The following is a 25,427-nucleotide window of genomic DNA, read 5'->3' on the forward strand; positions in this document are numbered from 1 at the left end:
CTCGGCCCGCCGCCCGTCGTAAACGGTCGCTATCAAAGTTCGCTGGAAACTGCCGGTGGAAATAGCTACGCAGAGTAAAAGCTTGCGTTTGCGTGCGAGCTGTGTACCCGTACGGCCGTTACGCAACGTGTGCGCACCCTCGAAAGGGGGTGCTGCAGGAGGTTCTCACCTCGCTCGATTCTTTAGAGCGGGCTGCGACGGTGGTCCCGGGACTCGCGACGGACCGCTGTGCCACGTCGCCCCGAATCAAACGTCCGAGGGGGAGGCAACATGTCGATACTGCCACTGAGCGGTAAGGCATTAAGGATGGCCCGGTTATCTCGGCACAACGACGGTCGGTTCCTCTTCGTCCCGCTCGACCACACAGTCGCGGATGGGCCGATTGCGAGTGTTCCGGGCTTCAATCAGCTCGTGCGCGACATTGTTGACGGCGGGGCGGACGCCATCGTCGTGCACAAAGGGAGGGCCCGCACCATTGCGCCGCACTTGTTGGCGCGATGTGCGCTCGTCGTGCATTTGAGCGCGAGCACGATGCACGCGCCGGACGCCAACGCCAAGGTGCTGGTCGGCGAGGTCGCCGAAGCGGTGCGGCTCGGCGCCGACGCGGTGAGCGTGCACGTCAACGTCGGATCCGCGACCGAGGCCGGGCAGCTCGCCGACTGCGCCGCCGTGGCGCGCGAGTGCGACCGGTGGGGCATCCCGCTGATCGCGATGATGTACCCGCGCGGCCCCCGCATCACCGACCCCTCCGACCCGGTGCTGGTCTCGCACGTCGCGAACATCGCGGCGGACCTCGGGGCCGACATCGTCAAGGTGCCCATGGTGGCGCCGATCCACGCGATGGTCGAGGTCGTGGCCGCCTCGCCGTTGCCGATCGTCGTCGCCGGCGGCGCGGGACAGCAGAGCGCCGCCGACTTCGCCACCTCCGCGCTGGAGGTCGGCTGCCGCGGTCTCGCCGTCGGGCGCCGCGTGTTCACGAGCGTCGAGCCCCGCAAGACGGTGCGGGAGCTGGCCAGGATCGTCCATCAGAGCGAGTTCGGGTCCGCGCCCGTCTCCCAACCCCGAATGGCAGGTATCTCGTGAAGTTCGCATGGATCGACGTCCGTTCCGCCCCCGAGGCGCAGCGCGAGGCCGTGATCGACGCCGCGATCCACGCCAGGGTGGACGCGATCGTCACCGACAACCCCGACGTCCTCTCGGTCCTGCCGAGCACGGTGAAGCGCGTGCTGGTGGGCGACTTCGACAGCGTGCCCTCCGACGTGATCGCGTTGCGCGAGGTCAAGGACGAGTCCCAGATCAGCGGGCTGGCCGCGCAGAACGTCGCCGGCCTGGTGCACGTGGTGGACGACCCGACGCTGACGCTGGCGTGCAACGCGGCGATCGGGCTGCCGTACACCGTGGTGCAGTTCAAGGACCCGACGAAGATCCCGCTGGAGATCGTCATCGCCGCGGCCGACCGGTCGCCGGGCCAGCTCATCTGCGCGGCGAGCAGCGTCGAAGAGGCGCAGATCATCGTGGACGTGCTGGAGAAGGGTTCCGAGGGCGTGCTGCTCGCGCCCCGCAACGCCGACGAGGTGTTCAAGCTCGTCCGCATGCTCCAGGCGCGCACGCCGGAGCTCGCGTTGCAGCCCCTCACCGTCGAGTCGATCGAGCACCTCGGACTCGGCGACCGCGTGTGCATCGACACCTGCACGCACTTCGAAGAGGACGAGGGCATGCTCGTCGGCTCGTACGCGCACGGGTTCATCCTGTGCTGCAGCGAGACGCACCCGTTGCCGTACATGCCGACCCGGCCGTTCCGGATCAACGCCGGCGCGCTGCACTCCTACGTGCTCGGTCAGGACAACCGGACCAACTACCTCAGCGAGCTGAAGTCCGGCAGCGTCGTCCTGGCCGTCGGCGCCGACGGCCGCACCCGGCGCATCGTCGTCGGGAGGATCAAGCTGGAGTCGCGTCCGCTGCTGAGCATCAACGCGGTCTCCGAGGCCGGGGTGAAGGTCAACCTGATCGTGCAGGACGACTGGCACGTCCGCGTCCTCGGCCAGGGCGCGTCGGTCCTCAACGTCACCGAGCTCACGCCGGGCACCCAGGTCCTGGGGTACGTCGCCACGGACAAGCGGCACGTCGGCTGGCCCGTCGGCGAGTTCTGCGTGGAGAAGTAGTCGGGAGATGACGTGAGCACCGATTCGTGGTGGGGCGCCGCACTTCTGCACGGTGGTGAGGACGACGCCGTGTGGGCGCGGGGTGCCGAGGAGATCACTCACGGCAGGCTGCGCGCCGAGGTGGCACGGCTGGCGGAGCTGTTCCGGCTCCAGGGCATTCGCGGCGGGGACGTCGTCGCGCTGCAGGGAACAGCGAGCTTCACCCAGCTGTGGGCGATGTTCGCGCTGTGGTCGCTCGGCACGCAGGTCGTCCACCTCGGCCCGCACGTGACCAGGGCGGAGCGCGCCGCGCTGTTCGAGCTGTGCGGGCCACGCCACCACGTCGTGCTCGGTGGTCGGCGGGTGGCACGGGGCGCGTTCGCCGACGAGTGCGAGGTGGCCGTGCTGCGGCTGCCCTCCGGTCGGCGGGCGCGCACCGGCCACTGCCTGGTGCAGTTCTCCTCCGGCACCACCGGTGGGATGAAGGCGGTCGGGCGCACGCCCGAGTCGCTGCTGAACGAGGTGCACCGGTTCGCCGCGATCGACGGCATGCCCGGCCGCGGCGAACGGGTGCTGGTGCTCGACCCGATCACGCACTCGTTCAGTCTCGTAGGTGGTGTGCTGCACGCTCTCAACGCGCGCGCGGTCCTGATGTTCTCCCACGAGACGATCAGCGACGCGGACGTGGTGCTGGGCACCCCGCGGCATTTCGAGCGAATCGCGGCCGCGAGGCGGGAACCGTCCCGCCTCCGGCTCGCCGTGTCCAGTGGTGAGGCACTGCCGCAACGGGTCTACGACACGTTCGCGGATCGGTTCGGTGTCCACATCGGACAGGCCTACGGCACCACGGAGACCGGGATCGTGGCGACCGACCTGCGCGGCGAACACGGCCCGCGCACGGTCGGCGTGCCGCTGCCCGGCGTCGCGACGAGGGTGCGGCACGGTGTGCTGGAGGTGCTCGTCGCGCAGTCGCCGTACCTGTACTCGGACGACGACCGGTGGCAGGGCGGTGGCTGGTTGTCCACACAGGACCTGGTGACGCTCGATCCCCGCACCGGCGCGGTGCGGTTGCGGGGCAGGGCCGGTGCCGGCGCGGACCCCCAGGTGGACCTGCTGGAGATCGAGGCGGTGCTGCGCGGTCACCGGCTGGTGTCCGACGTCGTGGTGCTGGGCGCGGACGTGGTCGAGGCCCACGTCGAGGGCCCTGCCGAGCTGACCCGCGACGAGCTCACGTCGTGGTGCCGCTGGCTGCTCGGCGACGTCGGCGTGCCTTCCAGGTTCCACGTCACCAGCCGCCTTCCAGCGACCGCGAACGGCAAAACCCTGCGCAGCAGAGAACTCCTCCTCGCGCACCTGACCCGCGCCTCGTGAAGCTCGATGAAGGGAACCTTCCTCCACCTGACGTGGAGGAAGGTTCCCTTCATCGACCACGGGAGAACCCCCGCCGGGGCCGATCCGGCGGGGGTTCTCCTTTTTTCTGGGAGAGGGAGAGTGGTCACGCGATCAGCGCGGCGTCCAGTGAGAGCCTGGTCCGCGCCTGGATGGGCGGGTCGAGCGCCGGGTCACCGGCCAGGATGGCCGTGTAGAGGTCGTGCAGCTCCCTGGACAGCCTGCCCTCCGCACGACGCAGCCGGTGGAACGCGTTCAGGGCGTCGACCTGACGACCCGAACGGTAGAGCGCGAGCATGAGCTGGGCGGTGAACCGCTCGCTCGTGCTGTTGTGCAGCACGAGCGAGCTGAGCTCACCGATCAGTTCGTGGTGCCAGCCGACTTCGAGGTCCGCGTCGATGCGGTGCCCCAGCGCGTCGAGCCTCTTCTGCTGCAGCACCGTGATCGCGGACCGCATCACCGGTCCGGTGACGACGTCCGCGAGCGCGGGCGCCGTCCACAGCTCCAGCGCCTCGTGCAGACCCCGTGCCCGCGTGGAGCTGTCGGTCTGGGCCAGCGCCGCCTGGATCTTCTCGTCGAACACGTCGAGGTCGAGCTCTCCCGGCCGCACCACCAGCTCGTAGCCGCCGGTGCGGGTGACGAGCCTGCTGCTGGCGGGCCCGTCCGCGAGGTGCAACGAGTCCAGCGCGCGCCGCAGCTGCATGACGTACGTGTGCAGAGCGGGAATCGCGCTGGCCGGGGGATACCCCTCCCACAGTTCTTCCACGAACTGCGGGAGGGACACCGTGCTGTTCGCGCGAAGCAGCAGCAGAAGGAGGACCTGCCGCTGCTTCGACGCTGTCGGTGTGTGCACCCGGCCTCTGTGCTCGACCCGGAGCGGGCCCAGCACCCGGAAGATCGGCTGCGGGTCACCCATGGTTCTGGGGCACAGCGACCAGGAGATGGGTTTCCAGTGGCAACGAGTGCACGGTGCCGAGCGAGAACCCCGCCTTGTCGAGCATCGCGGCGTACTCGGCCTCCGACCGCTCCCGCCCACCGCCGAGAACGACCAGCATGTGCATGTTGAACCCGAGCGCGAGTGCCGCGTTCTTGTCGGTGATGACCCGTTCCAGGATCACCAGCTTCGCGTCCGGGGCCATCGCCTGGCGGCAGTTGCTCAGGATGCGGTGGCACGCCTCGTCGTCGAAGCAGTGCAGGATTCGCGACAGGAGGTAGACGTCGCCGTTCTCCGGCACCGACTCGAAGAAGTCGCCACCGATCCGTTCGCACCGCTCGGCGTGCTCGGAGGCGATGGGGTAGCGCGACGCCTCCTCGATCACGTGCGGTGCGTCGAACAGCACGGCGCTCGGGCCGGGGTTCGCGGTGAGGATCTGGTCGAGCAACGCGCCGTGCCCGCCGGCGACGTCGACGATCCGCCGCGCGTCCGAGAAGTCGTACACCTCGCTGACCGCCTGGAAGAACGGCAGTCCCGCGACCATCATGCGCTCGTAAGATTCCGAGACCTGGGGGTTCTCGGACAGGTACGAGAACAGCGGGGCGCGGTGCACCAGCGTGAAAGCGGAGCCACCGGTGCGCAGCGAGTGCGTCAGCGCGCCCCACGCCCGGTAGAACTGGTCTCCGTAGAGGCGCGCGTGGTCGCGCATGGCGCTGGGGGAGTCGCTGCGCAGCAACGCGCCGACGTCGGTGAGCGCGTAGCCCGTCGCGTCGTCGCCGTCGGCCACGCCGAGGCCGACGAGGTAGTCCAGCAGGCGGCCCAACGCGTCCGCGTCGAGCTGCAGCGCGAGTGCGAGCTCGGCCGCGGACGGCCGGTTCGTCTCGGCGATGCGGTCCACGATGCCGAGCTCGGTCGCGATGAACACGGCCTGGGTTTTCCAGAAGCCGGTCATCAGTTCGATCAGGTGACGCTCGGAAGGACTCTTGGTCGTCATGCGGTCTCGGTCCCCTCAGTGGCCTTGTGGGCCTCGCGGATGAACTTGGCGAGCTGGTGGCGCTGGATCTTCCACGTGGAGGTGCGCGGCAGCTCCTTGAACGGCAGCTGGCGCACCGCGGCCATGGATGGCAGGTCGCGGGTGGCCTGCTTCCACCGGCCCTCGTCGTACGGGAGATCGTCCCTTGTGGACACGACCGGCACGGGTTCTCCGTTCGGTCCGACCACGATGACGACCTCGCGCAGCTCCTCGAGCCTCGACATCAGGATGTCCTCGACGGCGAGGTTGCTGTCCATCGACTCGATCTTGTCGGCCTCGCGGTCGAGCAGGTGCAGCAGACCGAAGCGGTCCCGGAAACCCATGTCCCCCAAGCGCCACCAGCCGCCGTTGAGCAGCTGGCTCTGGTACCGCTCGTCCTCGCCGAGGTAGGTGAGGATGCGGGTGCGGCTGCGCACCACCAGGTGGCCGGGCTCGCCGCGCTTGACGCGGTTGCCGTTGTCGTCGACCACGCGCATCGAGATGAAGCCCGGCAACGGCATTCCGACGCAGCGGCCGTCCGCGTTCTTGGCGGTGCGGCGGGAGTACCAGCGGCCGGCCACCGGGCCGATCTCGGACTGCCCGTACGCCTGCAGGAACAACGGCCGCGGCCGACGCGAAGCCGAGAGCATCCGCTGGATGGTGCGCGGGTGCATCGCGTCGAAGGTGGCCCCGAAGTAGCGCACGCTCGACAGCGGCTCGCCGGGAGCGTCGGCCAGCACCTCCCAGTCGATGTAGTTGTTGGGGTGCGTCTCCACGTAACCCGGCCGCGTGCGCTTGAACAAGGGGCCAACAGCACTCGGATCGGCGTCGACGGCGATCACCAGAGGGTTGCCCAGCTCCAGCCACATGGCAAGGCCTTGGTAGAACCGCGAGTGCACGAAAGTCATGCACAGAGCGGCCTTCTCCTTGCGCCGCGTGGGCCAGGCCGCGAGCTTCTGCGGAACCAGGCGGTGGAACCCGGCCTCCGGACAGTGCACGGCGAGCTTGGGCACACCCGTCGTGCCGGAGCTGTGCGAGATCAACGAGGGCTGGCGCGGGTGCAGCAGCACCGGGTCGCGGCGCGGTGCGTTCTTGAACGACGCGAGCCGGGTGGTGCCGACCGGTGCGTCGCCCGCGGTGATGAGAACTCCCTTGCACGCCTGGGCGACGGGGATGTCCTGCAACGAGCCGTTGATCGTGTCCTCGTCCGTGAGCAGCCACGGCTGGTCGAGCCGGTGCAGCAGCACGAACGCGATCTCACCGTCGAGGAACGGGGAGAGCAACGCCGGCACCGCGCCGATCCGCGCGACCGCGCAGGCGAGCAGGGCGATGTCGAAGTTGTTGGTCTTGTAGAGCGCCACCCTGTCGGTGGGACGGACACCCGCCGCCCACAGCCGCGCCGAGAGGTCGTCGACGACGTCCGCGAGCTGCGTGACGGTGAAGTCGGTGCCGCGTTCGGGATCCCACAGCAGCGGGGTGTCGAGGGTGACGCTCAGGCCGGGGAACCTGCGCGCCGCGTCCTCGAAGATCTTTCCTATGTAGAAGCCGTTGCCGTGCATGAGACGGCGGATCAAGCCGTGCATCTTTTCCTCCCAGTTTTGTGCCATGGCAAGTGCAGGGGGCATGGCAAAAGAAGAGTTGCGCAGCGTGGAGAGAGAAGAGCTTTCAGCGAACGTCGACGCTCGGCGTCACGACGCGCGCGGCGTCGTGGCCGTACAACCAGGCGAGGTGGTCCAGGTCCTGCTCACGGGCGAGCACCTGGTCGCGTTCTTGCTGACACTGTCCGTCGGCGTAGTGGAAGCTGTCCGCGCGGTTGCGGGACATGCCGTGGACCTCGGTCGTGCGCGGCATGCGCAACGACTCGTAGCGCTTGATCGCGCCGCTGAGGTCTCGCTCGCTGTCGGAGATGCAGTCGGTCAGCACGACCGCGTCCTCGAGCGCCTGGTTCGCGCCTTGGGACATGTACGGCAACATCGGGTGGGCAGCGTCGCCGACGAGCGCGATTCGTTGCCCCACATAGCGTTGTGCGATGTCGCGGTCGAACACGCCCCAGCGGGTGACCAGTGCCGGGGCGGCGATCACCCGCCGGACCTCCTCGTGCCAGCCGGCGAACGCCTCGGCCAGGTCGTTCGCCTCGGCACCCGTGGAGGTGGAGTTCGGGCGGGAGTCCTCGGTGGCGTAGACCGCGCTGAAGTGGATGGTCTCGCCGGAGCAGATCGGGTAGTACGTGATGTGGCGCCGCGGGCCGAGCCAGAACATCACCCGCGGGTCGGCGGCGAACGACGGCACCTCGTGGGCTTCGATGAGCCCGCGGTACACGGCGTAGCCGGAGAACTTCGGCTCATCGGCGATGAGCGAGGCGCGGACGGCGGAATGCACCCCGTCGGCGCCGATCACCAGGTCGGCGGTGTCGCGAGTCCCGTCGCCGAACCGCAGTTCGGCTCCGTCAGGCCCGTCGACCACCTCGGTGACGGCGCGCCCCAGGGTCACGTCCGCCTCGGGTAACAGGCGCAACAGGCAACGTTGCAGGTCGGCCCGGTGGATCAGGTAGTAGGGCGCGCCGAACTCCTCGTCGCAGGCCAGGCCGTGCGGGACGCGGGACAGCAACGCCCCGTCGTCCCACCGCCTGGTCTCGATCGCCTGGGCCACGACCCCGCGCTCGGCCAGCGCGGGGGCGAGTCCCAGGGAGTGCAGCACGCGCACGCCGTTCGGTGAGAGCTGGATACCGGCGCCGACGGCGTCGAACACCGGGGTTTTCTCGTAGACGGTGCACGTGATCCCTCGCCTGCGCAGGATCGCGGCGATGACCAGGCCTGCGATACCCGCGCCGACGACGGCGACACGCGGTCGTTCCGAAGACACTCGAACCCCCCAAGATCCGGCTGCGTGTTGATCAGTCTGTTGGTAGTTCCGGTTTTCGGTCTACTCCGCGAGGCTGAGCCGATGGGGTGACAAAGTGAGGATCGGCAGCACCATGAGTGCCGCCGCCACGGCCAGCGCGAGGAACGCGAGCATGAAGTTGCCGGTGGTGTCGCGCAGGAGACCGACGAGCAACGGGCCGACCGCGGCACAGCCGTAGCCGACGAAGAACGCCATTCCGCTGATGCGACCGGCGTGCGCGGCGTCGCGCGACGCCGTCACCGGCAGGGCGAGCACGAGCGGGAACAGACCGCCGTGGCCGATGCCGATCAGCAGGACCCACAACCAGACCGCGGTGCCGGGCAGCAGGGCGAAGCCGAGGAAGCCGGCGGCGGTCATGACCGTGGTGACGACCAGGCCGAGGCGCTGGTCCTTGCGCTCGCCGAGCAGCATCGGCACGGCGATCATCGCCACGACCTGGATGGAGATCATCGCGGTGAGCAGCACACCGGCGCTCGCCGTGCTGCGGCCACCGTCGTTGGTGAGCAGCGGGGCGATCCAGGCGAGCTCGCAGTAGTACAGGGCGGAGTTGCCCGCGGAGATCACGGTGATCTTCCACGCCGTCGCGCTGCCCCACGCGAGACCCTTGGTGGAGAGCTTGCGGGGACCGGCGGCGTCCTCCAGCGCCAGCGACCGCTTGGCCGCCGACCACAGCACGATGCCCGCGAACGCCAGCACCGCCCAGGAGGCGAGCGCGACCGGCCACGAGTCGAGCGCGTCGGCCAGCGGTGCCGTCGCGCCCGCCGCGACCGCGCCACCGAGGCCGAGGCCCGCGGTGTAGATGCCGGTGACGAGGCTCGGCCTGCTGGAGAAGCGCGCCTTCACGACGGCGGGGAGAAGCGTCTGCGCGATGGCGATGCCCGTGCCGACGATGAACGCGCACGCGAGCTGGAACCACGTGGCGTGGCCGAACGCGCGGGCGATCGTGCCGAGGCCGATGATCAGGAGACCGACGTTCACACCGCCGTGCAGGCCGGTGCGGCGGGCCACGAGAGCGGCCACCGGCGCGCAGACGCCCATGGCGAGAGTCGGGATCGTGGTGAGCAGTGCGACGCCCGTGGCCGACAACCCCAGGTCGGCACGAATCGCGTCCACAAGAGGCGACACCGCGGCGATGGCGGGTCGCAGGTTGATCGCGGCGACGAACAACGCCACCGCCGCCAGCCCCAGAGTGGCACGGTCGGCGGCCGTCGGAGAGGCCGCCGCCTGCTGATTTTGGGTGGAGGTCAAGGAAACCCCTCAACTCGGATAGAAGTTGTCCGGATCGTATCACGAACTCCGGCGCTACTTGGACAAAACTTGTCCGGGAACTATCCTTGCTGGATGAAGCTCTCCAACGGAGTCGAGTGGGCACTGCACTGCTGTGTCACGCTCAGCCAGGCGAGCACGCTGGTTCCGTCCCAGCGGCTGGCTGAGCTGCACGACGTGCCCATGACGTATTTGGCGAAACAGCTCCAGGCGCTCTCGCGCGCGGGAGTGGTGCACTCGTGGCAGGGGCAAGGTGGCGGGTACTCCCTGACCAGATCCGCACGCGAGATCAGCGTGCTCGACGTCGTCGTGGCCATCGACGGGCCAGGGGACTTCTTCCGCTGCACCGAGATCCGCCAGCGCGGCCCGTTGGCCGTGCCGGAGGAGAAGTGCACCAAGATGTGCTCCGTCGCGCGCGCGATGGCGACGGCGGAGGCCGCGTGGCGCGAGGTGCTGGCCGGGATCACGATCGCGGACCTCGCCGCGAACATCGACGTCGCCAGCAGCGGAACCGCTTTGAAGGACGTGCGGACCTGGCTGAAAGCGTGACGCCTCAAGCATCGATGGAACGAGAATGGGGGAATTCGTGAGCCGGTGACAGTGTGGCGGGTGGTACCTGCGCACTGTGAGAAGAGGCTTGCATGCACACGAGAAGGTCATTCCTGCGAGCGGGAGCCGGCGTCGTCGCCGCGTCCGCTCTCGGTGGTTCCGGACTGCTCGACTCCGCGGGGTACGCGTCGTCGACGGACTGGTCCGCGCTCGGCCGGCAGCTGTCCGGTTCCCTCGTCCTGCCGTCGGATCCCGGCTACGCCCAGGCGAAGCAGCTCATCAGCGCGGAGTTCGACACCGTTCGTCCCCAGGCGATCGCCTACTGCACGTCCACTGAGGACGTTCGCAGGGCGGTCCTTTTCGCGCGCGAGAACGACGTCCGCACGTCGGTGCGCAGCGGCGGGCACAGCTTCAACGGCTGGTCCACCACCGAGGGTCTGATCGTCGACACGTCCAGGCTCAACCAGGCGACCGTGTCCGGTTCGACCGTCCGGTTCGGACCGGGGCTCAAGGGCGTTGACGCGCTGCCGAAGCTCAAGCCGCACGGCGTGACGCTGCCCGCCGGTGGCTGCCCGACGGTGAGCCCTGGCGGCTTCCTGCTCGGCGGCGGCCTCGGCTGGCAGACCCGCAAGTACGGCACCGCCTCCGACCGGCTCGTGTCCGCGAAGGTGGTGCTCGCCGACGGACGTGTCGTCCGTGCGTCTTCGAGCCAGTACAGCGACCTCTACTGGGCGCTGCGCGGTGGCGGCGGCGGCAACTTCGGCATCGTCACCGAGTTCGAGACCACGCCGACCCGCGTCGACAAGGTGATCAGCTACCGGCTTACGTGGGCGTGGGACAAGGTCGCTGACGTGGTTTCGGCCTGGCAGCAGTGGGCGATCAACGGGCCGGACGAGCTCGCGACCACGTTGATCGTGGTGCTGCCGGACGCCGCACCGGGCGCGGTGCCGATCGTCCAGGTCGTCGGGGCATATCTCGGTCCTTTGGCGGACGCCAACGCGCAGCTGGACACGTTCGTGAGCGCGGTCGGTACCGCACCGGCGACGCGTGCCGCCGAGGAGCTGCCGTACGACACCGCGATGATGCGGGCGTTCGGGTGCGGCGACAAGACCACCGACCAGTGCCACGTCGTCGGCCAGACGCCGGAAGCGGTGCTGGGGCGGACGCCTTTCGTGGCGCACCGCTACCGCACGTTCACCAAGGCCATTCCCGCCGGTGGCATCAACGAGATCGTCACGGCGTTCGACGCGAACCGGCGTGCCGGGCAGAACCGGTCCATCGTCTTCGTCGCGTGGGGCGGCCAGGCGAACCGCGTTCCCGTCGGCGACACCGCGTGGGTGCACCGGGACGCGCAGTTCGCCCTGGGCTACTCGGCACAGCTCAACAACGCGAACCCGTCGCGTGACGACACCGATGCCGCGGTGGCGTGGGCGAACCACGGGTTCTCCGTCATGGACCAGTATTCGAGCGGCCACACCTACCTCAACTACGGCCACGACGGGCTGCGGGACTGGCAGTGGGCCTACTACGGCCGCAACTACTCGCGCCTGGTGACGGTGAAGCGCAAGTACGACCCGGACAACTGGTTCAGCTTCTCGCAGAGCGTGGGCAAATGAGGCGGTTCCTCGTCGTCCTGCTGCTCGTCGCGGCTTCTGCGGTTCCGGTCAGCGCGTCGGCTTCCGAGCTCGCGTTGTCGGTGCCGGGGCTCTCGCGGCCGGCGCAGATCACGATCGACCGGTGGGGTGTTCCGCACATCTCGGCTTCCGGAGTCGAGGACCTGTTCCTGGCGCAGGGTTTCCAGGCCGCGCGGGATCGGTTGTTCCAGATCGACCTGTGGCGCAGACGTGGTCTGGGGCAGCTGGCCGAGGTGCTCGGTCCGTCCTATGTGGAGCAGGACAGGGCGACGCGGTTGTTCCTGTACCGGGGTGACATGCGGGCGGAGTGGGCGAGCTACGGTCCCGAGGCTCGGATGGCGGCTTCTCGGTTCACCGACGGCGTCAATGCCTACGTGGACTGGCTTGCCGGTAATCCTGGGTTGTTGCCTTTGGAGTTCCGCGAGCTGGGGTACCGGCCGTCGCGCTGGAGCCCTGAGGACGTGGTGCGGATTCGCAGCCACGGCTTGACGAAGAACCTCACCAGCGAGGTCGCGCGGGCCAAGGTCGCGTGCGTCACCGACGTCAACGCGGACAAGGTGCGCCTGGTACCGCAGCCCGACGTGAACCTGGTGGTGCCTGCGGGGCTCGACCCGTGCGCGGTGACGGACGACGTGCTCACGACGTTCCAGCTCGCCACGCAGGACGTCGTGTTCCACCGCGGTGTGCTTTCGGTCGTGCCGGACGACGGACCGTCCGAGGGCTCGAACAACTGGGTCGTCGGGCCGTCGCGCACGACCACGGGCCGTCCGATCCTGGCGAACGACCCGCACCGCGCTCTGAAGTCCCCGTCGCTGCGCTACATCACGCACCTGTCCGCGCCGGGGCTCAACGTGATCGGCGCGGGCGAGCCGTTCCAGCCGGGAATCTCCATCGGGCACAACGGAACCGTCGCGTTCGGGCTCACCGTGTTCGGCATCGACCAGGAAGACCTCTACGTCTACCAGCTCGACCCCGCCGACCACACCCGTTACCGCTACCGCGACGGCTGGGAGTCTCTGCGGACAGTCACGGAGACCGTTCCCGTTGCGGGGCAATCCGACCGTTCCGTGGAGTTGTCGTTCACCCGGCACGGTCCGGTTCTGAAGATCGACCACCAGCGCGGTCTGGCGTTCGCACTGCGCACGGGCTGGGCGGAGCCGGGCATGTCGCCGTACTTCGGCAACCTCAAGCTGATGCGAGCGCGCGGTTTCGACGATTTTCTCGCTGCTATGCGTCAGTGGGGCGCGCCGGCGGAGAACCAGGTCTACGCGGACACCGGCGGCAAGATCGCCTGGGTGCCCGGCGGCCTCGCACCCAAGCGCTCCGGCTACGACGGCCTGCTGCCCGTGCCCGGTGACGGCCGCTACGAGTGGAACGGCTTCCTCACCGGCGACGACCTGCCTCGCTCGGTCGACCCCGCTGCCGGTTTCCTCGCCTCCGCCAACGAGTACAACCTGCCGCCGGGCGCGCCGGTCGTGGGCTACGAGTGGGCGAATCCCTCGCGGTACCAACGCATCGCGGACGTGCTGCGGCAGACTCCGCGCGGCTCTTTGGCGTCGTCGGCGGCGTTGCAGAACGACCAGTTCGAGCTGCCGGCTGCTCGGCTGGTTGCCTTGCTTTCTTCGTTGAGCAGCACGGACTCCGGTGTTCAGGCGGCGCTGAACATGTTGCGGGGCTGGAACTTCGTGAGCTCCTCCGATTCCGCTGCGGCGGCGCTGTACCACGTGTGGCTGTCGCGCTACCTGCTGGCGGGGTACGCCAAGGCCGTCCTGCCACCCGCGGCGCAACCGCTCATCCCCGTTGCCGATCCGGTGGCTGCTCTTGATGGTCTGGGGCGGCTGGATCCGTCGACGAGGGACCAGCTGCTGCTCACCACGTTGGGTGCGGCTTACCAGGAGACGCAACGACTCCTGGGCGCCGACACTTCTACGTGGCGTTGGGGAAACCTGCACCAGACGTTGTTCGCCCACCCGCTGGGCAAGGACGTAGGCCCGTTCGCGCGCGGCGGCTCCTCCTACACGGTGGACGCGGCGGGCTTCGGCGCGAAGTCGTTCACCCAGACGAACGGCGCGAGCTTCCGCATGGTGCTCGACGTGGGCGGGTGGGACAACTCGCTCGCGGTGAACACGCCGGGCCAGTCCGGCGACCCGGCCTCCCCGCACTACCGGGACCTGGCCGAGAAGTGGCACACCGGGCAATACTTCCCGTTGGTGTACAGCAGGTCCGCGATCAACCGGAACGCGGAACAGCGCATCACGCTGAACCCGGCGTGACACAGCGGAGGGGGCGGGCAGGCATCCCCGGCGCCTGCCCGCCCCCTCGCTTGCTACTCGCGGCCGGGACATGCGCCTCGCCCGCACCAGCTCACTCGCGGCTCAGCACCCGCCCCGCTCTCACCAACACCCGCGAAGCCAGCTGAGCCGACAACCCCACGTACTGCCCGGGATCCAGCAGTTCCGCCACCCCGCCCCGCCCGGCGAGCCCCTCAACCAGCTCCGGTCGAGCCGCCAACGCCTCCGCGAACGGCACATCCTCCCGAGCCACCTCAGCCAGCAGCTTCTTCGCCGCCACCCGCCCCAAAGCATCAGCCAGCTCAGCGTTCAACCGCTCCGCCACGATCGAGCCACCAGTCAGCGCAAGATTCGACCTCAACCGATCCGCGTGCACAAACAACCCCTCGGTCAACTCGGCCGCCGTGTGCGCAGCACCAGCCGTGAGCCGCAAACACTCCCGCAACGGCTGCCACTCGGCATGCCACCCACCCGCAGACCGTTCGTCCTCACTGACCAGACACCCCATCAAAACCGACGCATACGCAGGCACCTGGCGCGCCGCGGAGTTGAGCAGCGTCGCGAGCACCGGATTGCGCTTCTGCGGCATGGCGGACGACCCGCCGCGCCCGTCCGCCGCCGGTTCCGACAGCTCGCCCACCTCGGTGCGCGACATGATCTGCACGTCCGCGCCCAGCTTGCCCAAAGCACCGGTGACGAAGGCCAACACGCAACCCAGGTCGGCGATCGGGGTGCGCAAGGAGTGCCACGGCACCACCGGCTCGGCCAGCCCGAGCTCCTCGGCGAACGCGCGCATCAGCTCCAGAGCGCCCGAACCGTCAGCCATGCGTGCGTAGGTCTCATACGATGCCAAAGTCCCAGCGGCACCACCCAGCTGAGCCGGCAGCAGCACACCGGAGACCCTGTCCAGAGCGTCCAGCACGAGTTGCAGCCACCCCGCCGACTTCAGCCCGAACGTGATCGGCACGGCGTGCTGCGTCAAAGTCCGGCCCGCCATCGGCGTGTGCTGGTGGGCGACCGTGATCCGCACCAGCGCCACGGCCACGCGCCGCAGGTCCCACGCGATCCGCGCCAGCACCCGCGCGGACAGCAACATCGCCGCGGAATCCAGAACATCCTGGCTCGTGCCACCAAGATGCACGTACCGCGCGGCAGAAGCGTCCGAAGCCTCCACCTCAGCCGTCAACCGCTGCACCAGCACCACAACCGGATTGGCCGACTCGCGCGCGACGTGAGCCAGCGACACCAGGTCGATGGAGTTGTGCGCTGCCAACGAGGCGATGGTCTCCGCGGCCTCCTTGGGCACCACGCCCAACCGGGCCTGCGCCATGGCCAGCGCCGCCTCGACGTCGAGCATCGCGCGCAGCCACGCCTCGTCCGACACCTCGGCACTCGACGGAGTGCCCGCCCACACCGGGGCGAGCAGACCTGCGTCGGTCACGACCTGTTCTCCTTCGTCTCCAACGAGCCCGACCGAACCTCGGCACGCGGAGCGAACAGCGCCGCGCGGGCGATGGCGTCGGCGTCCGCGACGATCACCGAGTTCACGCCGGGCCGGATGCCCGCCGCCGTCAGCCAGTGCACTGTCTCCGTCGGCACCCCGTACGCGAACCTGCGTTTGTGCGCGCGGCCCGCGGCGTCCAGCACGCGGTACGGCCGCGGCGTCACGGCCAGCCCTCCCGTGTCGTAGCCGGAGAACGCGTCGGGCAGCCGGTAGCCGCGGCACTGCCCTGTCCGCACGAGGTGTCGCAGCAACGGATCGGTGGTGCGGAACAGGTCGAACTCCGGCATGTGCGCGTCGATGAACCCGGTCACCTCGACCTCGGGCCCGGTCACGCTCGCCGACGTCAGCACGAATCCGGTGCCGGCAGGGGAGAGCTCGACCCGCATGCCCGGCGCGAGGACGTGCAGCACCCCTGCCTCGACCAGAGCGATCATCTCCTCGATCCGCTGCACCGGCGGGCCGATCGACAGGAACGCGTTCAACGGGTTGTACCAGCGCTGCAGCTCGTCGCGGTACGAGCTGCCGTCCAACCCGCCGTGGTCGACGATCAGGCGGATCTCGTTGCGCAGATCCCGCATGACGTCCAAGGCCGCCTTGAGCGGGCTGCCCACGTTGCCGCGCAGCGCTTCTGCCACATCTGCCCGCAGATAGTCCAGCAGCCAAGCGCGAAACTCCGCCTGGGTGCGCGGAACCTGGTCGTTCCACGGCTGCGTCACGCGTTCCCACCGCCACTGGTCAACCACGGAAATACCATGGCGCAGCGGCAGTTCCGGGTCGTCCGGCGTCGCGATGTACTCCGACGCGAACGCGTCACCAGCAGCCACACCGTTGCGCTCGCTGATCAACGAGCGGTGGTAGGTGAGGGTGACCTCGCGGTCGATCAACGGCCACAGGTCGCGCACGAAGTGGGCGGGCCGCCCGTCGGCGACCCCGGCGCGAAAGCGTGCGATCACCGACGGCGTGATGAACCGGGGCTCGTGCCGCTCCGCCACGCCCTTCTGGTTCTCACCCCTTGCGTGGTACGGGATCCCGCGCCGCGATCCCGCGTACATCACCGGTTCGCGGCCGGACGGCTGGTACGTCAGCGTGCCGTCCACGCGCCGGAACGACCCGCCGCGGCCGACGGTCAGCAACGTCAGGTAGTCGAAGAAGTTCAGGCCCATGCCGCGCAACGCCACCGGCTCGTCCGGCCGGATCGGGCTCAGATCCGCGTCGGCGGGGTTGCCGGGCCGGATGTAGACGAGCCCGTGCGCCGTCGCGTGCCGGTGCAGCATCAGCTCCTGCTCGGTGAGCTCCATGCCGACGTGGCCCTGCGCCAGCACCACCGAGTCGACGTGCAGAGCGCTGCCGTCGTCGAGGGTGAGGGTCTGCGTGCCGTCGGGGTTGTCCTCCAACGACATCGCGACCCTGCGGTGCGAGATGATCGAGACCTGGGGTGGTGCCGAGGTCGCGACCCTGCGCAGCACCCACGCGACGTAGTGGCCGTAGAACGCGCGGGACGGGTAGGAGTCCGCGGTCAGCCTGCGGGCCTCGGCCAGCACCTCGTCGGGATACTCGTCGAGGCCGTCCATCACGCTGACGAACCGCGCCCACTCGTACAGGCTCGGGCCGGTGACGATCGGGCCCTCGCACTCCACGCTCGGGTCGGTGAACATCGAGATCTGACAGGCCACTGTGTTCATCAGCAGCTCGACGGGCTGTGCCGTGCGCCAGACGCGCCCGCCGCCGTCGCACACGGCGTCGATCAGGTGGATCGTCACGGCCGGGTGGACGTCGGGATTCGCGGCCACGTTGGCGCAGATCCGCTCGACCACGGACACTCCTCGCGGGCCGGCGCCCACGACACTGATTACCAGAGAATTCGAAATTCTCTCGTTGAGCGGCATCAATCCTCCAGCGGTGGTGCCGGATGCTCAGCCGCCAGTTCCGCGAAAAACCGCAGGGAATTAGGCGACTCTCATTGATTCCACCCTTGCACCACCAGCTAAAGAATCGAGCAAAGCGCGTTCAGGACACTTCCGCCTTTGCGGGGTCGCTGAACAAACGGACACCCGGCACCGCCAGACACGCCACGCTCGTCACCACGACGACGACGGCCGCGCCGACCAACGCCCACTGCGCGCCCACGAGCACGACCACCGGACCCACCAGGAGATAGCCGACGGGCAGCAGCGCGAACGCCCCGAGCTGGTCGAGCGCGAGCACCTTGCCCAGCACGGCACCGGGGATGTTCCGCTGCAACGCGGAGATCCAGTACACGAAGAAGAACTCCACCGCGAAGCCCCCGATGGCGAACGCGACGGCGACCCCGGCCAGCGGCAACGGCAGCGCCAGGCTGAGCGGCACCAGCGCGTACCCGACCAGCGCGCACATCGACACCAGCCCCTTGGCCTGCGGCTTCCACCGCCCGGCCAGCACGACGGCGGGCAGCGCGCCCAGCGACAGAGCCGCGAGCGCGAGCCCGTAGGCGAGCTCACCGCCGAGTCTTTCGCGGGCGATCAGCGGCAGCAGCGTCAGCGCGGTCGCGGTGCCGGTCAGCAGGTGCACGCTGACCGTGGACATCACGGCGAGCACCCACGGCCGTTCCCGCACCGCCCGGACGCCGTCGCGGGCGTCCGCGAGCACCGAGGACGACGTGGTGCGCGCGGCCGTGTCGGGCAGCCGCAGCACGGTGAACCCGCTGATCGCGAACACCGCGGCGGCCAGCAGCAACCCGGTCCGCGCCCCGACGAGCGCGACGATCGTGGCACCGGACAGCGCCCCGATCGCCGCCGCGCTGCGCTGGGCCGCGGACACCAGCGCGTTGCCCTTCTCCAGCAACGTTTCCGGCAGCAGGGTGGGCACGAGCGAGCGGAACGCCGGGCGGGACAACGCCTCGCCCGCCGCGACGAGCGCGATCACGATCGGCAGCGCCAGTAGCGGGAGGTGGTCCAGCGACAACGCCGTGACGAGCAGCAGCGACGCCCGGAACCAGTCGGCGCCGAGCAGAATCCTGCTGCGCCGCAACCGATCCGCCAGCACACCGCCGGCGAGCAGGCACAGCACCAGTGCCACCGCCCGCGCGCCGAGCACGAGGCTCACCTCGGCGACACCGCCACCGCGGCCGAGCACGTAGAGGCTGACCGTGACGGGCAGCAGCTGGTCGCCGATCGCCCCGCACGCCTGTCCCGCCCAGGCCCTGATGAACCTGGGGTGTTCCAGCAGTCCGCTCATGCTGCGACGTACACCGACACGTGGCCTGTGCTCCTCGAGTCGAAGGGGTTTCTTTCCCAGCCTGACCAGCGGTTCCTCAGCGTGAGTCCCGCCAGGCGTGCCATCAGGTCGAGCTCCGCGGGCCAGCAGTAGCGTTCGGCGACCGGCAGGACCCGGTGCGCACCGTTGTCCAGCAACACGATCGTCGAGTCCTTGCGCTGGGTCGCGACGGTCACGCGGGCCTCGGTGAGCACGACTCGATCATGGTCCATCGCGTCGATGCGCTGCTTGCTGCCCAGGTGCAGCAGCTCGACGTTGGGCACCGACGCCTCGATCACCAGCACACCGCCGGAGCCGAGTGCCGCACCGGCACCGACGACGCAGGCCAGCTGGGACTCCTGGTCGGTGAGCTGGAAGAGCGTGTTGCAGCTGAGGTACGCGAGCCGGAATCCGCCGTCCGGTGCGAGATCCGCGAGCCCACCGGCGGCATCTCGCTCGACCACCTCGACCCGTTCACCGGAAAGCTTGGCGCGCAGCCGGGCTGCCATCTTCGCCGACGCCTCGACCGCGGTGACCGGAACTCCCAGTCGCGCCAACGGAATCGCGAGCCGTCCGGTGCCGGCGCCGATCTCCAGCGCCGGTCCACCCTGAGCCAGTTCGGCGAGCGCGGCGCAGGCGGGTTCGGTGTCGGTGAGCTCCCCGAACCACTCGTCGTAGATGTCCGCCCAGCGGTCGCCGTACTCGTTGGTCACGCACGCACCCCGGTGATCAGCCCGAAGTCGGTGAGCACCTGCACCAGCTGGTCGGCGAGGGGAGCGGACAGCTGTTCCGCGAGTCGTTCCCTGTCCAGGGTTCCGGTGTCGCGCAGCTCGTCGAGGACGGGCGCGGCCGCGGCGGGCAGCGTGACCCTGCGCCCGACTCCCTGCAACGACACGGAGTCGCCGTCGGGAACCACGCGGTACTTCGCGCCGGTGCGCAACCGGTGGGTCTGCGCGGGTTCGACGACGGGCAGCACCGGCACGGGTTCCGCCGGCAGCTCGGCGAACCGGGCCGCGCGCACCCGCCACAACAGCTCCTCGGTGGACACGTCGCGGGCCACGTCGGAGAGCCGTTGCGCGATGGCGAGCAGCACCACGCGGGCCAGCTCCGGCCCGGCTTCGAGCCGGGCGAGCGAGACGCTGCCGCGCACCCACTCGTCCTCCAGCGCGTCGTCGACCATCGCCTGGAGCAGGTCGTGGTGCGTGACCTGCGGGATCGAGATGGTGAGGTGGATCGACAACGAGTCCTCGGTGCGCGGCGAGTGCATGGTGCCGCGCGGGAAGTAGAGGGTGTCGCCCGGCCGCAGCACGAGGTCGGCGAGCAGCGTGCTGGCGGCCTTGAGCTCGTCGCGCTTGCGTTGCGGCACGTCGAACCACGCCTGCGGGGCGAGCGGCGCCGACAGCGGCTGGGCCCTCAGCTCCCAGTGCTTCTCGCCCGCGATCTGCAGCACGAGCACGTCCTGGACGTCGTAGTGCAGGCTCACACCCTGCGAGTTCGGCGGCGTGATGAACGCGTTGACCCGCACCGGATGCCCGAGCTGCGCGGACAGCGCGTGCGCGAACCTGCGCAGCGGCGGGTGGTAGCGGTGCAACGAGCGCATCAGCAGCGTGTGCCCGGACGCGAGGCCCGCGCGGATGGTCTCCGTGCTGACGAACGGCGCCGAACCGGCGAGGTCACCGCTGTCGGCGACCGTGCCGCGCGTGACGTCGAACTCGACACCCGCGCGCACGAGCCGCACCGACGACGTGCGGATCGCGGAGTTCGCGAGCAGGTCCTCCAGCACCTCGGCGGAGAACAGGTCGGAGAAGTCGCTCTGGAGGTCCTCCGCCCTGGTGTAGAGCGGTTTGCGGTTGAAGACGTCGGTCAGGAAGTCCTCTTCGGACAGTGTGGTGCAGCGGTTCAGGACCATCACGCGCTCCCGGTGATCACGGTCGGTTCGGGGTGGGCGAAGTCCACCGGCAGCGCGCCGTTCTCCTCGGGAACGCCGGCCGCCAGCAGGTAGGCCACGAACTCCTGGTCGGAGTCGACGCCGAGGAACTTCTCGACTTCCGTGTCGGGGAACGCGACCGTCTGGAACGGCCCGAGCCCGAGCGCTGTGCAGGTCAGGTCGAACGTCTGCCCGTAGTGCCCGGCGTCGTACATCCACAGCCGGTACGCCCTGGGGTGGCGGTACTTCCACGCGAGCCGGTCGGCGACGGCGGTGGTGAAGACGGTGAAAGCGCCGCTGTAGGACGGTTCCTGGTGGTAGCTCAGCTCGGCGACCCGCGCGCGTGAGGCGTCGGTGTGCAGCAGTTCGAGCGCGTGCAGGCGCGGCGAGTAGTGGTAGAGGCCCGGCGGGACGCCCTCGACGTCGTACGCGACGAGGTAGGCCTCGACCTCGTGCCGGCCGCCGGCGGACGCGCTGACCCTGGCCTGCTGCGGCCCGAACGGCCCTCCGCTGATGAACCGCTGCGGCGCGAACGAGTAGAACAGCAGCGTGCCGAGCTGGTCGAGGCTCACCGGCGCGTCCTGGAACAGCCGGTGCGTGCGCCTTCGGGTGAAGACCTCGTCGACCGCGGTGTGCAGCGGGAGAGGCTTGCGCGGCAACATGACCAGCGGCGCGCCGGGGTAGTCCTTGAAGATCGGCGGCGACCCGCCCTCGGCGACGATCGCTCCGGCGACCTCCGCCCGTTCCGGCGAGTCGACGAGGTAGTTCGCGTCGCGCGCGTCGACGTGGAACCGTTCCGTCACGTCACCCCAGTGCCGCCACATGGCCGGGGTTTCGGTGTCTTCGGTGACGAGAACGCCGAGATCGGTCATGGTGGCGAGCGCCTTGCGGACCTGCGGCGCGAGCTCCTCGTCGAACTCGGCCGCCAGGGTGTCCGCGTCGGTCCACTCCGCCGCCTTGTCGAGCACGGCGAAGAGCTGGGGACTGACCTTGGCCCAGCGGTGCTGTCCCGGTAAACCGACCTGCAACCCGTCGGCCGACCACCGGCAGACGAGATTCTCTCTCCGACGGATTTTCACAGTGGCCTCCAGGTAGTAGCATGGAAATGGCCTCGGGGCGATGCATCCGCCCCGAGGCCATGTTCACCCCGCGACTCAGACGGTCGGGTGGTGGAGCAGCGACTGCTCGTCGGTAACGATCTCGACCTCGAACATGATTTCCCTCCCCTCGTCGTTCGGGAATTCCTATCGCGTCGATCACCGCGATGACTCCATACAAGCAGCGGGCCTTTTGGCTGTAAAGCGTTCCGATTTCCCGCTCCAGCGCCTTTATAGAACGTGGCCAACTCGGTGGCGCGTAGTGACACGAGTGTGCTAAAAACACAGTCGTGTGGAAAACCGTCATCGCGAGCCTGCTCCTGGTCACGTCGGCGCCTGTGGCGTCGGCCGGGCCCGAGCAGGTGCCGCACGTCGTCGCGTCGGACTACCGCGGCCTGGGGGACGGCATCGGGTACGGGCAGGCCAAGGCCCGTCTGTGCGATCTCGCCAAGCAGTTCACCGAGTTCGCCGCCGACCCGCAGTTCCGAGATCTCGAGAAGAGGCGGGTGGTCGAACGGATCGTCGAGCAACCGCCGCCCATCGGGCCCACGGAGCAGGTCCGCGACCTGTTCACCGGGTACGTGCAGGGCTACAACCGTTACGCCGCAAGCCATCCGAAGTGCAACCGGCAGCTCACCGAGGCGGAGCTGTACCGGTACAACCACGTGGCGTTCCAGGAAGGGATCTTCCGGGCGTACGAGGGGATCTGGCCTTCACCGCCCAAGCCGGTGAAGGAACGGGGCAGCAACACGATCGCCGTTGGTTCCGGGGGTACCAGCGGAGGTCGTGGAGTGCTGCTCGGGAACCCGCACGTGCCGTGGGGCGGCATGATCTCGTTCTGGCACTCGCGGCTGACGATCCCGGGGAAGGTGGACGTCGACGGTGTCACGCTGCTCGGCATCCCGGTCGTGTTCAACGGCTACAACCGCGGTGTCGCGTGGTCGGCCACGGTGTCCACGGCCGCGAGCTACTCGCTGACCAGGCTGAAGCTCGTCGACCGGTACACCTACCTCGTCGACGGCAAGCCGGAGAAGATGATCGACCGCGGTACCCACTGGGACACCCGCTACGGCCCGGTCACGCGCGAGATCCGCACCAACCCGCACCTCACCGGGCACGAGATGACCCAGCTGCCGTGGACCGACACGGAGGCGTACGCGGTCACCGATCTCGCGGCGGACCGGTTGCCGGCGGTGAACGCGGTGGCGGGCTTCCTGGAGGCGCGGACCACCGGCGACCTGAAGGCGAGCCTCGACCGGCACGGCGGCACTGTGCGCACCAACATCGTGGCGGCGGACAAGCGCGGCAAGACGCTCTACGCGGGCATCCAGGTCGTGCCGGACGTCGACGACAAGTGCGTGGTGGACCAGGAGTTCCTGCGGCGCAACAGTGTCGCGATCGTCGACGGCACGAGGTCGGCGTGCCGACCCGGGTTGCTGGCGATGGACAAGATGCCGTGGATCGAGAGCGACACCTACGCGACGAACTCCAACTCCACGCACGCGTTCGTGCGGGCGGACAAGCCGTTGACCGGGTTCCCGCGCGTGTTCGGTGACGAGAGCGTGGCGAACATGCGCACGTCGTTCGGGTTGCAGGAGATTCCGAAGCACCTCGGCAGGTTCGACGCGGCGACCATGCAGAAGCTGGTGCTGGAGAACAGGAACACCGCCGCCGAGATGTATCTCGACAAGATGCCGTGTACTCGTAAGGAGTGCGAGGTCCTGCGGAAGTGGGATCGCCGCAACGAAGTCGGCAGCGTGGGCGCGTTGCTGTTCGACCGGTGGTTCGCGGAGGGCGGCACTCTCGAAGCGTTCGACAAGGTGGTAGCCGAGTTGGGGCCGAAGATCTACCAGCCGCTGGGCGAGGTCCAGTACGTGGTGCGGGACGGTAAGAAGATCCCGCTGCACGGCGGTCCTGGGTCGTCCGGCACCTACAACCTGATCAACATGGACTGGCAGCACCAGGAGGTCAGCGACGGGTCGAGCTTCATCTTCGCGGTCGAGTACACGGACAAGGCCTGTCCGACCGCGTACACGCTGATGGCACCCGCTCGCCCGGACCTGTACTCCGCGAAGAAGTGGCAGAAGGGGGCTCTCTGCCGCTGACGCCTTGAGGCTCGCGTCGTCGGGGGCGCGAGCCTCGAGGCCCTGCGGTCAGTGGGCGATCATCACGTGCTTGACGCGCGTGTAGTCCTCCAGGCCGTGCATCGAGAGGTCCTTGCCGTAGCCGGAAGCGCCGAAGCCTCCGTGCGGCATCTCGGACGCCACGAGCCCGTGGGTGTTGACCCACACGATGCCGAAGTCGAGCCGCGTCGTCAGCGCCGCGGCTCGACCCGTGTCCCGGGTCCAGATCGACGACGCAAGCCCTTGTGGCACACCGTTCGCCAGCGCGATCGCCTCGTCGTCGTTCGCGAACGACTGCACGGTGACCACCGGTGCGAACGCCTCTTCCTGCACCAGCTCGTCGTCCTGCGCGAGCCCGGAGATCACCGTGGGCTCCAGGTAGAACCCGATCGATCCGTACTGCTTTCCTCCACAGTGGACCGTGGCGGACGATCGGGACAGCATCCCGAGCACGCGGTCCAGCTGCGCCTTGCTGTTCAACGGGCCGAAGTCGGTGCCGGGCACCTGCGCCGACGCCGCTTTCGCCAGTGCCGCAACGAACTCGTCGTGGATGTTCGAGTGCACCAGCACGCGCGTGGCGGCCGTGCAGTCCTGACCGGCGTTGTAGTAAGCAGCGCCGACGATTCCCTCGGCGGCGGCGGTCACGTCCACGTCGTCGAACACCAGAACCGGTGCGTTGCCACCGAGTTCGAGGTGCGTGCGCTTCACCGTCGCGGCGGCGCTGCGGGCCACCTCGATGCCGGCGCGCGTCGATCCCGTCAGCGAGACCATCGCGGGCACGGGGTGTTCGACCAGCAGCCGCCCGGTGTCGCGGTCGCCCAGCACCACGTTGAACACGCCCGCGGGCAGCACCTGAGCGGCCAGCGATGCCAGCAGCACGGTGGACGACGGCGTGGTGTCGGCCGGCTTGATCACGACCGTGTTGCCGGCGGCGAGGGCCGGGGCGATCTTCCACACGGCCATCATCAGCGGGTAGTTCCACGGCGTGATCTGCGCGATCACGCCGACCGCCTCGCGCCGCTGGTACGACGTGGCGCCGGGGACGTACTCACCGGCGGCCGCGGTGCCCAGGGCGCGGGCGGCACCGGCGAAGAACCGGATCTGGTCCACGCACTGCGGAATCTCCTCGCCGAGCACGACGTCGCGGATCTTGCCCGTCTCGCGGATCTCGGCGTCGGCCACGTCGGAAGCGTTGGCTTCCAGCAGATCCGCGAGCTTGAGCAGGGCCAGCTGCCGTTCGCCGGGGGTGGTGCGCGACCACGTCTTGAACGCCTCCGCCGCGGCCGAGACGGCGTAGTGGACCTCGAACTCGCGCGAGACGACGGCCCGGCCGAACTCGACGCCGGTCGCCGGGTCGACGAGCGGACTGGTCTCCGTCCGCCGTTCGACCGGGAGACCGGTCAGCGCGTCGGTGGCGGGGGCGGAGGT

At 69.2% G+C, this 25,427-nt stretch carries 19 protein-coding genes; 7 read left to right on the top strand and 12 right to left on the bottom strand.

The features are described 5' to 3' along the window. Nucleotides 1-270: 270 nt before the first annotated feature. The 3 genes from AB0M24_RS06100 to AB0M24_RS06110 are packed head-to-tail and all read left to right on the top strand — an operon-like array spanning nucleotide 271 to nucleotide 3,512. Nucleotides 271-1,083, top strand: coding sequence for a 2-amino-3,7-dideoxy-D-threo-hept-6-ulosonate synthase (locus AB0M24_RS06100; protein WP_363761687.1), 813 nt, complete (start codon nucleotides 271-273; stop codon nucleotides 1,081-1,083). Next, complete coding sequence (locus AB0M24_RS06105; RefSeq protein WP_363761689.1) at nucleotides 1,080-2,162, top strand: 3-dehydroquinate synthase II; 1,083 nt, start codon at nucleotides 1,080-1,082, stop codon at nucleotides 2,160-2,162. Before AB0M24_RS06100 ends, AB0M24_RS06105 begins: the two co-directional genes overlap by 4 nt. A gap of 12 nt (nucleotides 2,163-2,174) precedes the next feature. Then, a complete protein-coding gene (locus AB0M24_RS06110) occupies nucleotides 2,175-3,512 on the top strand; it encodes a class I adenylate-forming enzyme family protein (protein WP_363761691.1) in 1,338 nt (445 codons plus the stop codon). Nucleotides 3,513-3,636: 124 nt separating this feature from the next. Here the strand turns inward: AB0M24_RS06110 and AB0M24_RS06115 are convergent, their stop codons facing one another. The 5 genes from AB0M24_RS06115 to AB0M24_RS06135 form a co-directional block, all read right to left on the bottom strand. Then, a complete protein-coding gene (locus tag AB0M24_RS06115; protein WP_363761693.1) occupies nucleotides 3,637-4,446 on the bottom strand; it encodes an AfsR/SARP family transcriptional regulator in 810 nt (269 codons plus the stop codon). Continuing rightward, complete coding sequence (locus AB0M24_RS06120; RefSeq protein ID WP_363761695.1) at nucleotides 4,439-5,458, bottom strand: methyltransferase; 1,020 nt, start codon at nucleotides 5,456-5,458, stop codon at nucleotides 4,439-4,441. Before AB0M24_RS06120 ends, AB0M24_RS06115 begins: the two co-directional genes overlap by 8 nt. Then, complete coding sequence (locus AB0M24_RS06125) at nucleotides 5,455-7,059, bottom strand: AMP-binding protein (RefSeq protein WP_363761697.1); 1,605 nt, start codon at nucleotides 7,057-7,059, stop codon at nucleotides 5,455-5,457. Before AB0M24_RS06125 ends, AB0M24_RS06120 begins: the two co-directional genes overlap by 4 nt. Nucleotides 7,060-7,141: 82 nt before the next feature. After that, on the bottom strand, nucleotides 7,142-8,338 hold the full coding sequence (locus tag AB0M24_RS06130) for an FAD-dependent monooxygenase (protein WP_363761699.1): 1,197 nt from the start codon (nucleotides 8,336-8,338) through the stop codon (nucleotides 7,142-7,144). A 60-nt stretch (nucleotides 8,339-8,398) separates the two neighbouring features. After that, nucleotides 8,399-9,625, bottom strand: a complete 1,227-nt coding sequence (locus AB0M24_RS06135; RefSeq protein WP_363761701.1) for an MFS transporter — start codon at nucleotides 9,623-9,625, stop codon at nucleotides 8,399-8,401. A gap of 93 nt (nucleotides 9,626-9,718) precedes the next feature. On the opposite strand from AB0M24_RS06135, the gene AB0M24_RS06140 reads away from it, so the two are divergent. The 3 genes from AB0M24_RS06140 (at nucleotide 9,719) to AB0M24_RS06150 (ending at nucleotide 14,099) form a co-directional block, all read left to right on the top strand. Beyond that, nucleotides 9,719-10,192, top strand: coding sequence for an Rrf2 family transcriptional regulator (locus tag AB0M24_RS06140; RefSeq protein ID WP_363761703.1), 474 nt, complete (start codon nucleotides 9,719-9,721; stop codon nucleotides 10,190-10,192). A gap of 92 nt (nucleotides 10,193-10,284) precedes the next feature. Then, nucleotides 10,285-11,808, top strand: coding sequence for an FAD-binding oxidoreductase (locus AB0M24_RS06145; protein ID WP_363761705.1), 1,524 nt, complete (start codon nucleotides 10,285-10,287; stop codon nucleotides 11,806-11,808). Next, nucleotides 11,805-14,099: a penicillin acylase family protein gene (locus AB0M24_RS06150; protein ID WP_363761707.1), complete on the top strand. Its 2,295-nt coding sequence runs from the start codon at nucleotides 11,805-11,807 to the stop codon at nucleotides 14,097-14,099. Before AB0M24_RS06145 ends, AB0M24_RS06150 begins: the two co-directional genes overlap by 4 nt. A gap of 91 nt (nucleotides 14,100-14,190) precedes the next feature. Here AB0M24_RS06150 and pcaB read toward each other — a convergent pair whose 3' ends face one another. The 6 genes from pcaB to AB0M24_RS06180 form a co-directional block, all read right to left on the bottom strand. Then, nucleotides 14,191-15,558, bottom strand: coding sequence for a 3-carboxy-cis,cis-muconate cycloisomerase (gene pcaB / locus AB0M24_RS06155; protein WP_363761709.1), 1,368 nt, complete (start codon nucleotides 15,556-15,558; stop codon nucleotides 14,191-14,193). After that, nucleotides 15,555-17,507: an FAD/NAD(P)-binding protein gene (locus AB0M24_RS06160; RefSeq protein WP_363761711.1), complete on the bottom strand. Its 1,953-nt coding sequence runs from the start codon at nucleotides 17,505-17,507 to the stop codon at nucleotides 15,555-15,557. Before AB0M24_RS06160 ends, pcaB begins: the two co-directional genes overlap by 4 nt. Before the next feature lie 121 nt (nucleotides 17,508-17,628). After that, nucleotides 17,629-18,834: an MFS transporter gene (locus tag AB0M24_RS06165; RefSeq protein WP_363761713.1), complete on the bottom strand. Its 1,206-nt coding sequence runs from the start codon at nucleotides 18,832-18,834 to the stop codon at nucleotides 17,629-17,631. Continuing rightward, nucleotides 18,831-19,565, bottom strand: a complete 735-nt coding sequence (locus AB0M24_RS06170) for a methyltransferase domain-containing protein (protein WP_363761715.1) — start codon at nucleotides 19,563-19,565, stop codon at nucleotides 18,831-18,833. The genes AB0M24_RS06165 and AB0M24_RS06170 overlap by 4 nt, the downstream gene beginning before the upstream one ends. Continuing rightward, a complete protein-coding gene (locus tag AB0M24_RS06175) occupies nucleotides 19,562-20,761 on the bottom strand; it encodes a cupin domain-containing protein (protein WP_363761717.1) in 1,200 nt (399 codons plus the stop codon). Before AB0M24_RS06175 ends, AB0M24_RS06170 begins: the two co-directional genes overlap by 4 nt. Next, a complete protein-coding gene (locus tag AB0M24_RS06180; protein WP_363761719.1) occupies nucleotides 20,761-21,858 on the bottom strand; it encodes a SagB/ThcOx family dehydrogenase in 1,098 nt (365 codons plus the stop codon). Before AB0M24_RS06180 ends, AB0M24_RS06175 begins: the two co-directional genes overlap by 1 nt. Before the next feature lie 308 nt (nucleotides 21,859-22,166). Between AB0M24_RS06180 and AB0M24_RS06185 the strand changes: the two genes are divergently transcribed. After that, on the top strand, nucleotides 22,167-23,981 hold the full coding sequence (locus tag AB0M24_RS06185; protein ID WP_363761721.1) for a penicillin acylase family protein: 1,815 nt from the start codon (nucleotides 22,167-22,169) through the stop codon (nucleotides 23,979-23,981). A gap of 48 nt (nucleotides 23,982-24,029) precedes the next feature. On the opposite strand, the gene AB0M24_RS06190 is transcribed toward AB0M24_RS06185, so the two are convergent. Next, the gene (locus tag AB0M24_RS06190) at nucleotides 24,030-25,403 is read right to left on the bottom strand and encodes an aminobutyraldehyde dehydrogenase (protein ID WP_363763007.1); all 1,374 of its coding nucleotides are present in this window, start codon (nucleotides 25,401-25,403) and stop codon (nucleotides 24,030-24,032) included. Between the last annotated feature and the right edge of the window lie 24 nt (nucleotides 25,404-25,427).

Origin of the sequence: Lentzea sp. NPDC051838, from assembly GCF_040681245.1 — a bacterium.
Taxonomy (GTDB): domain Bacteria; phylum Actinomycetota; class Actinomycetes; order Mycobacteriales; family Pseudonocardiaceae; genus Lentzea.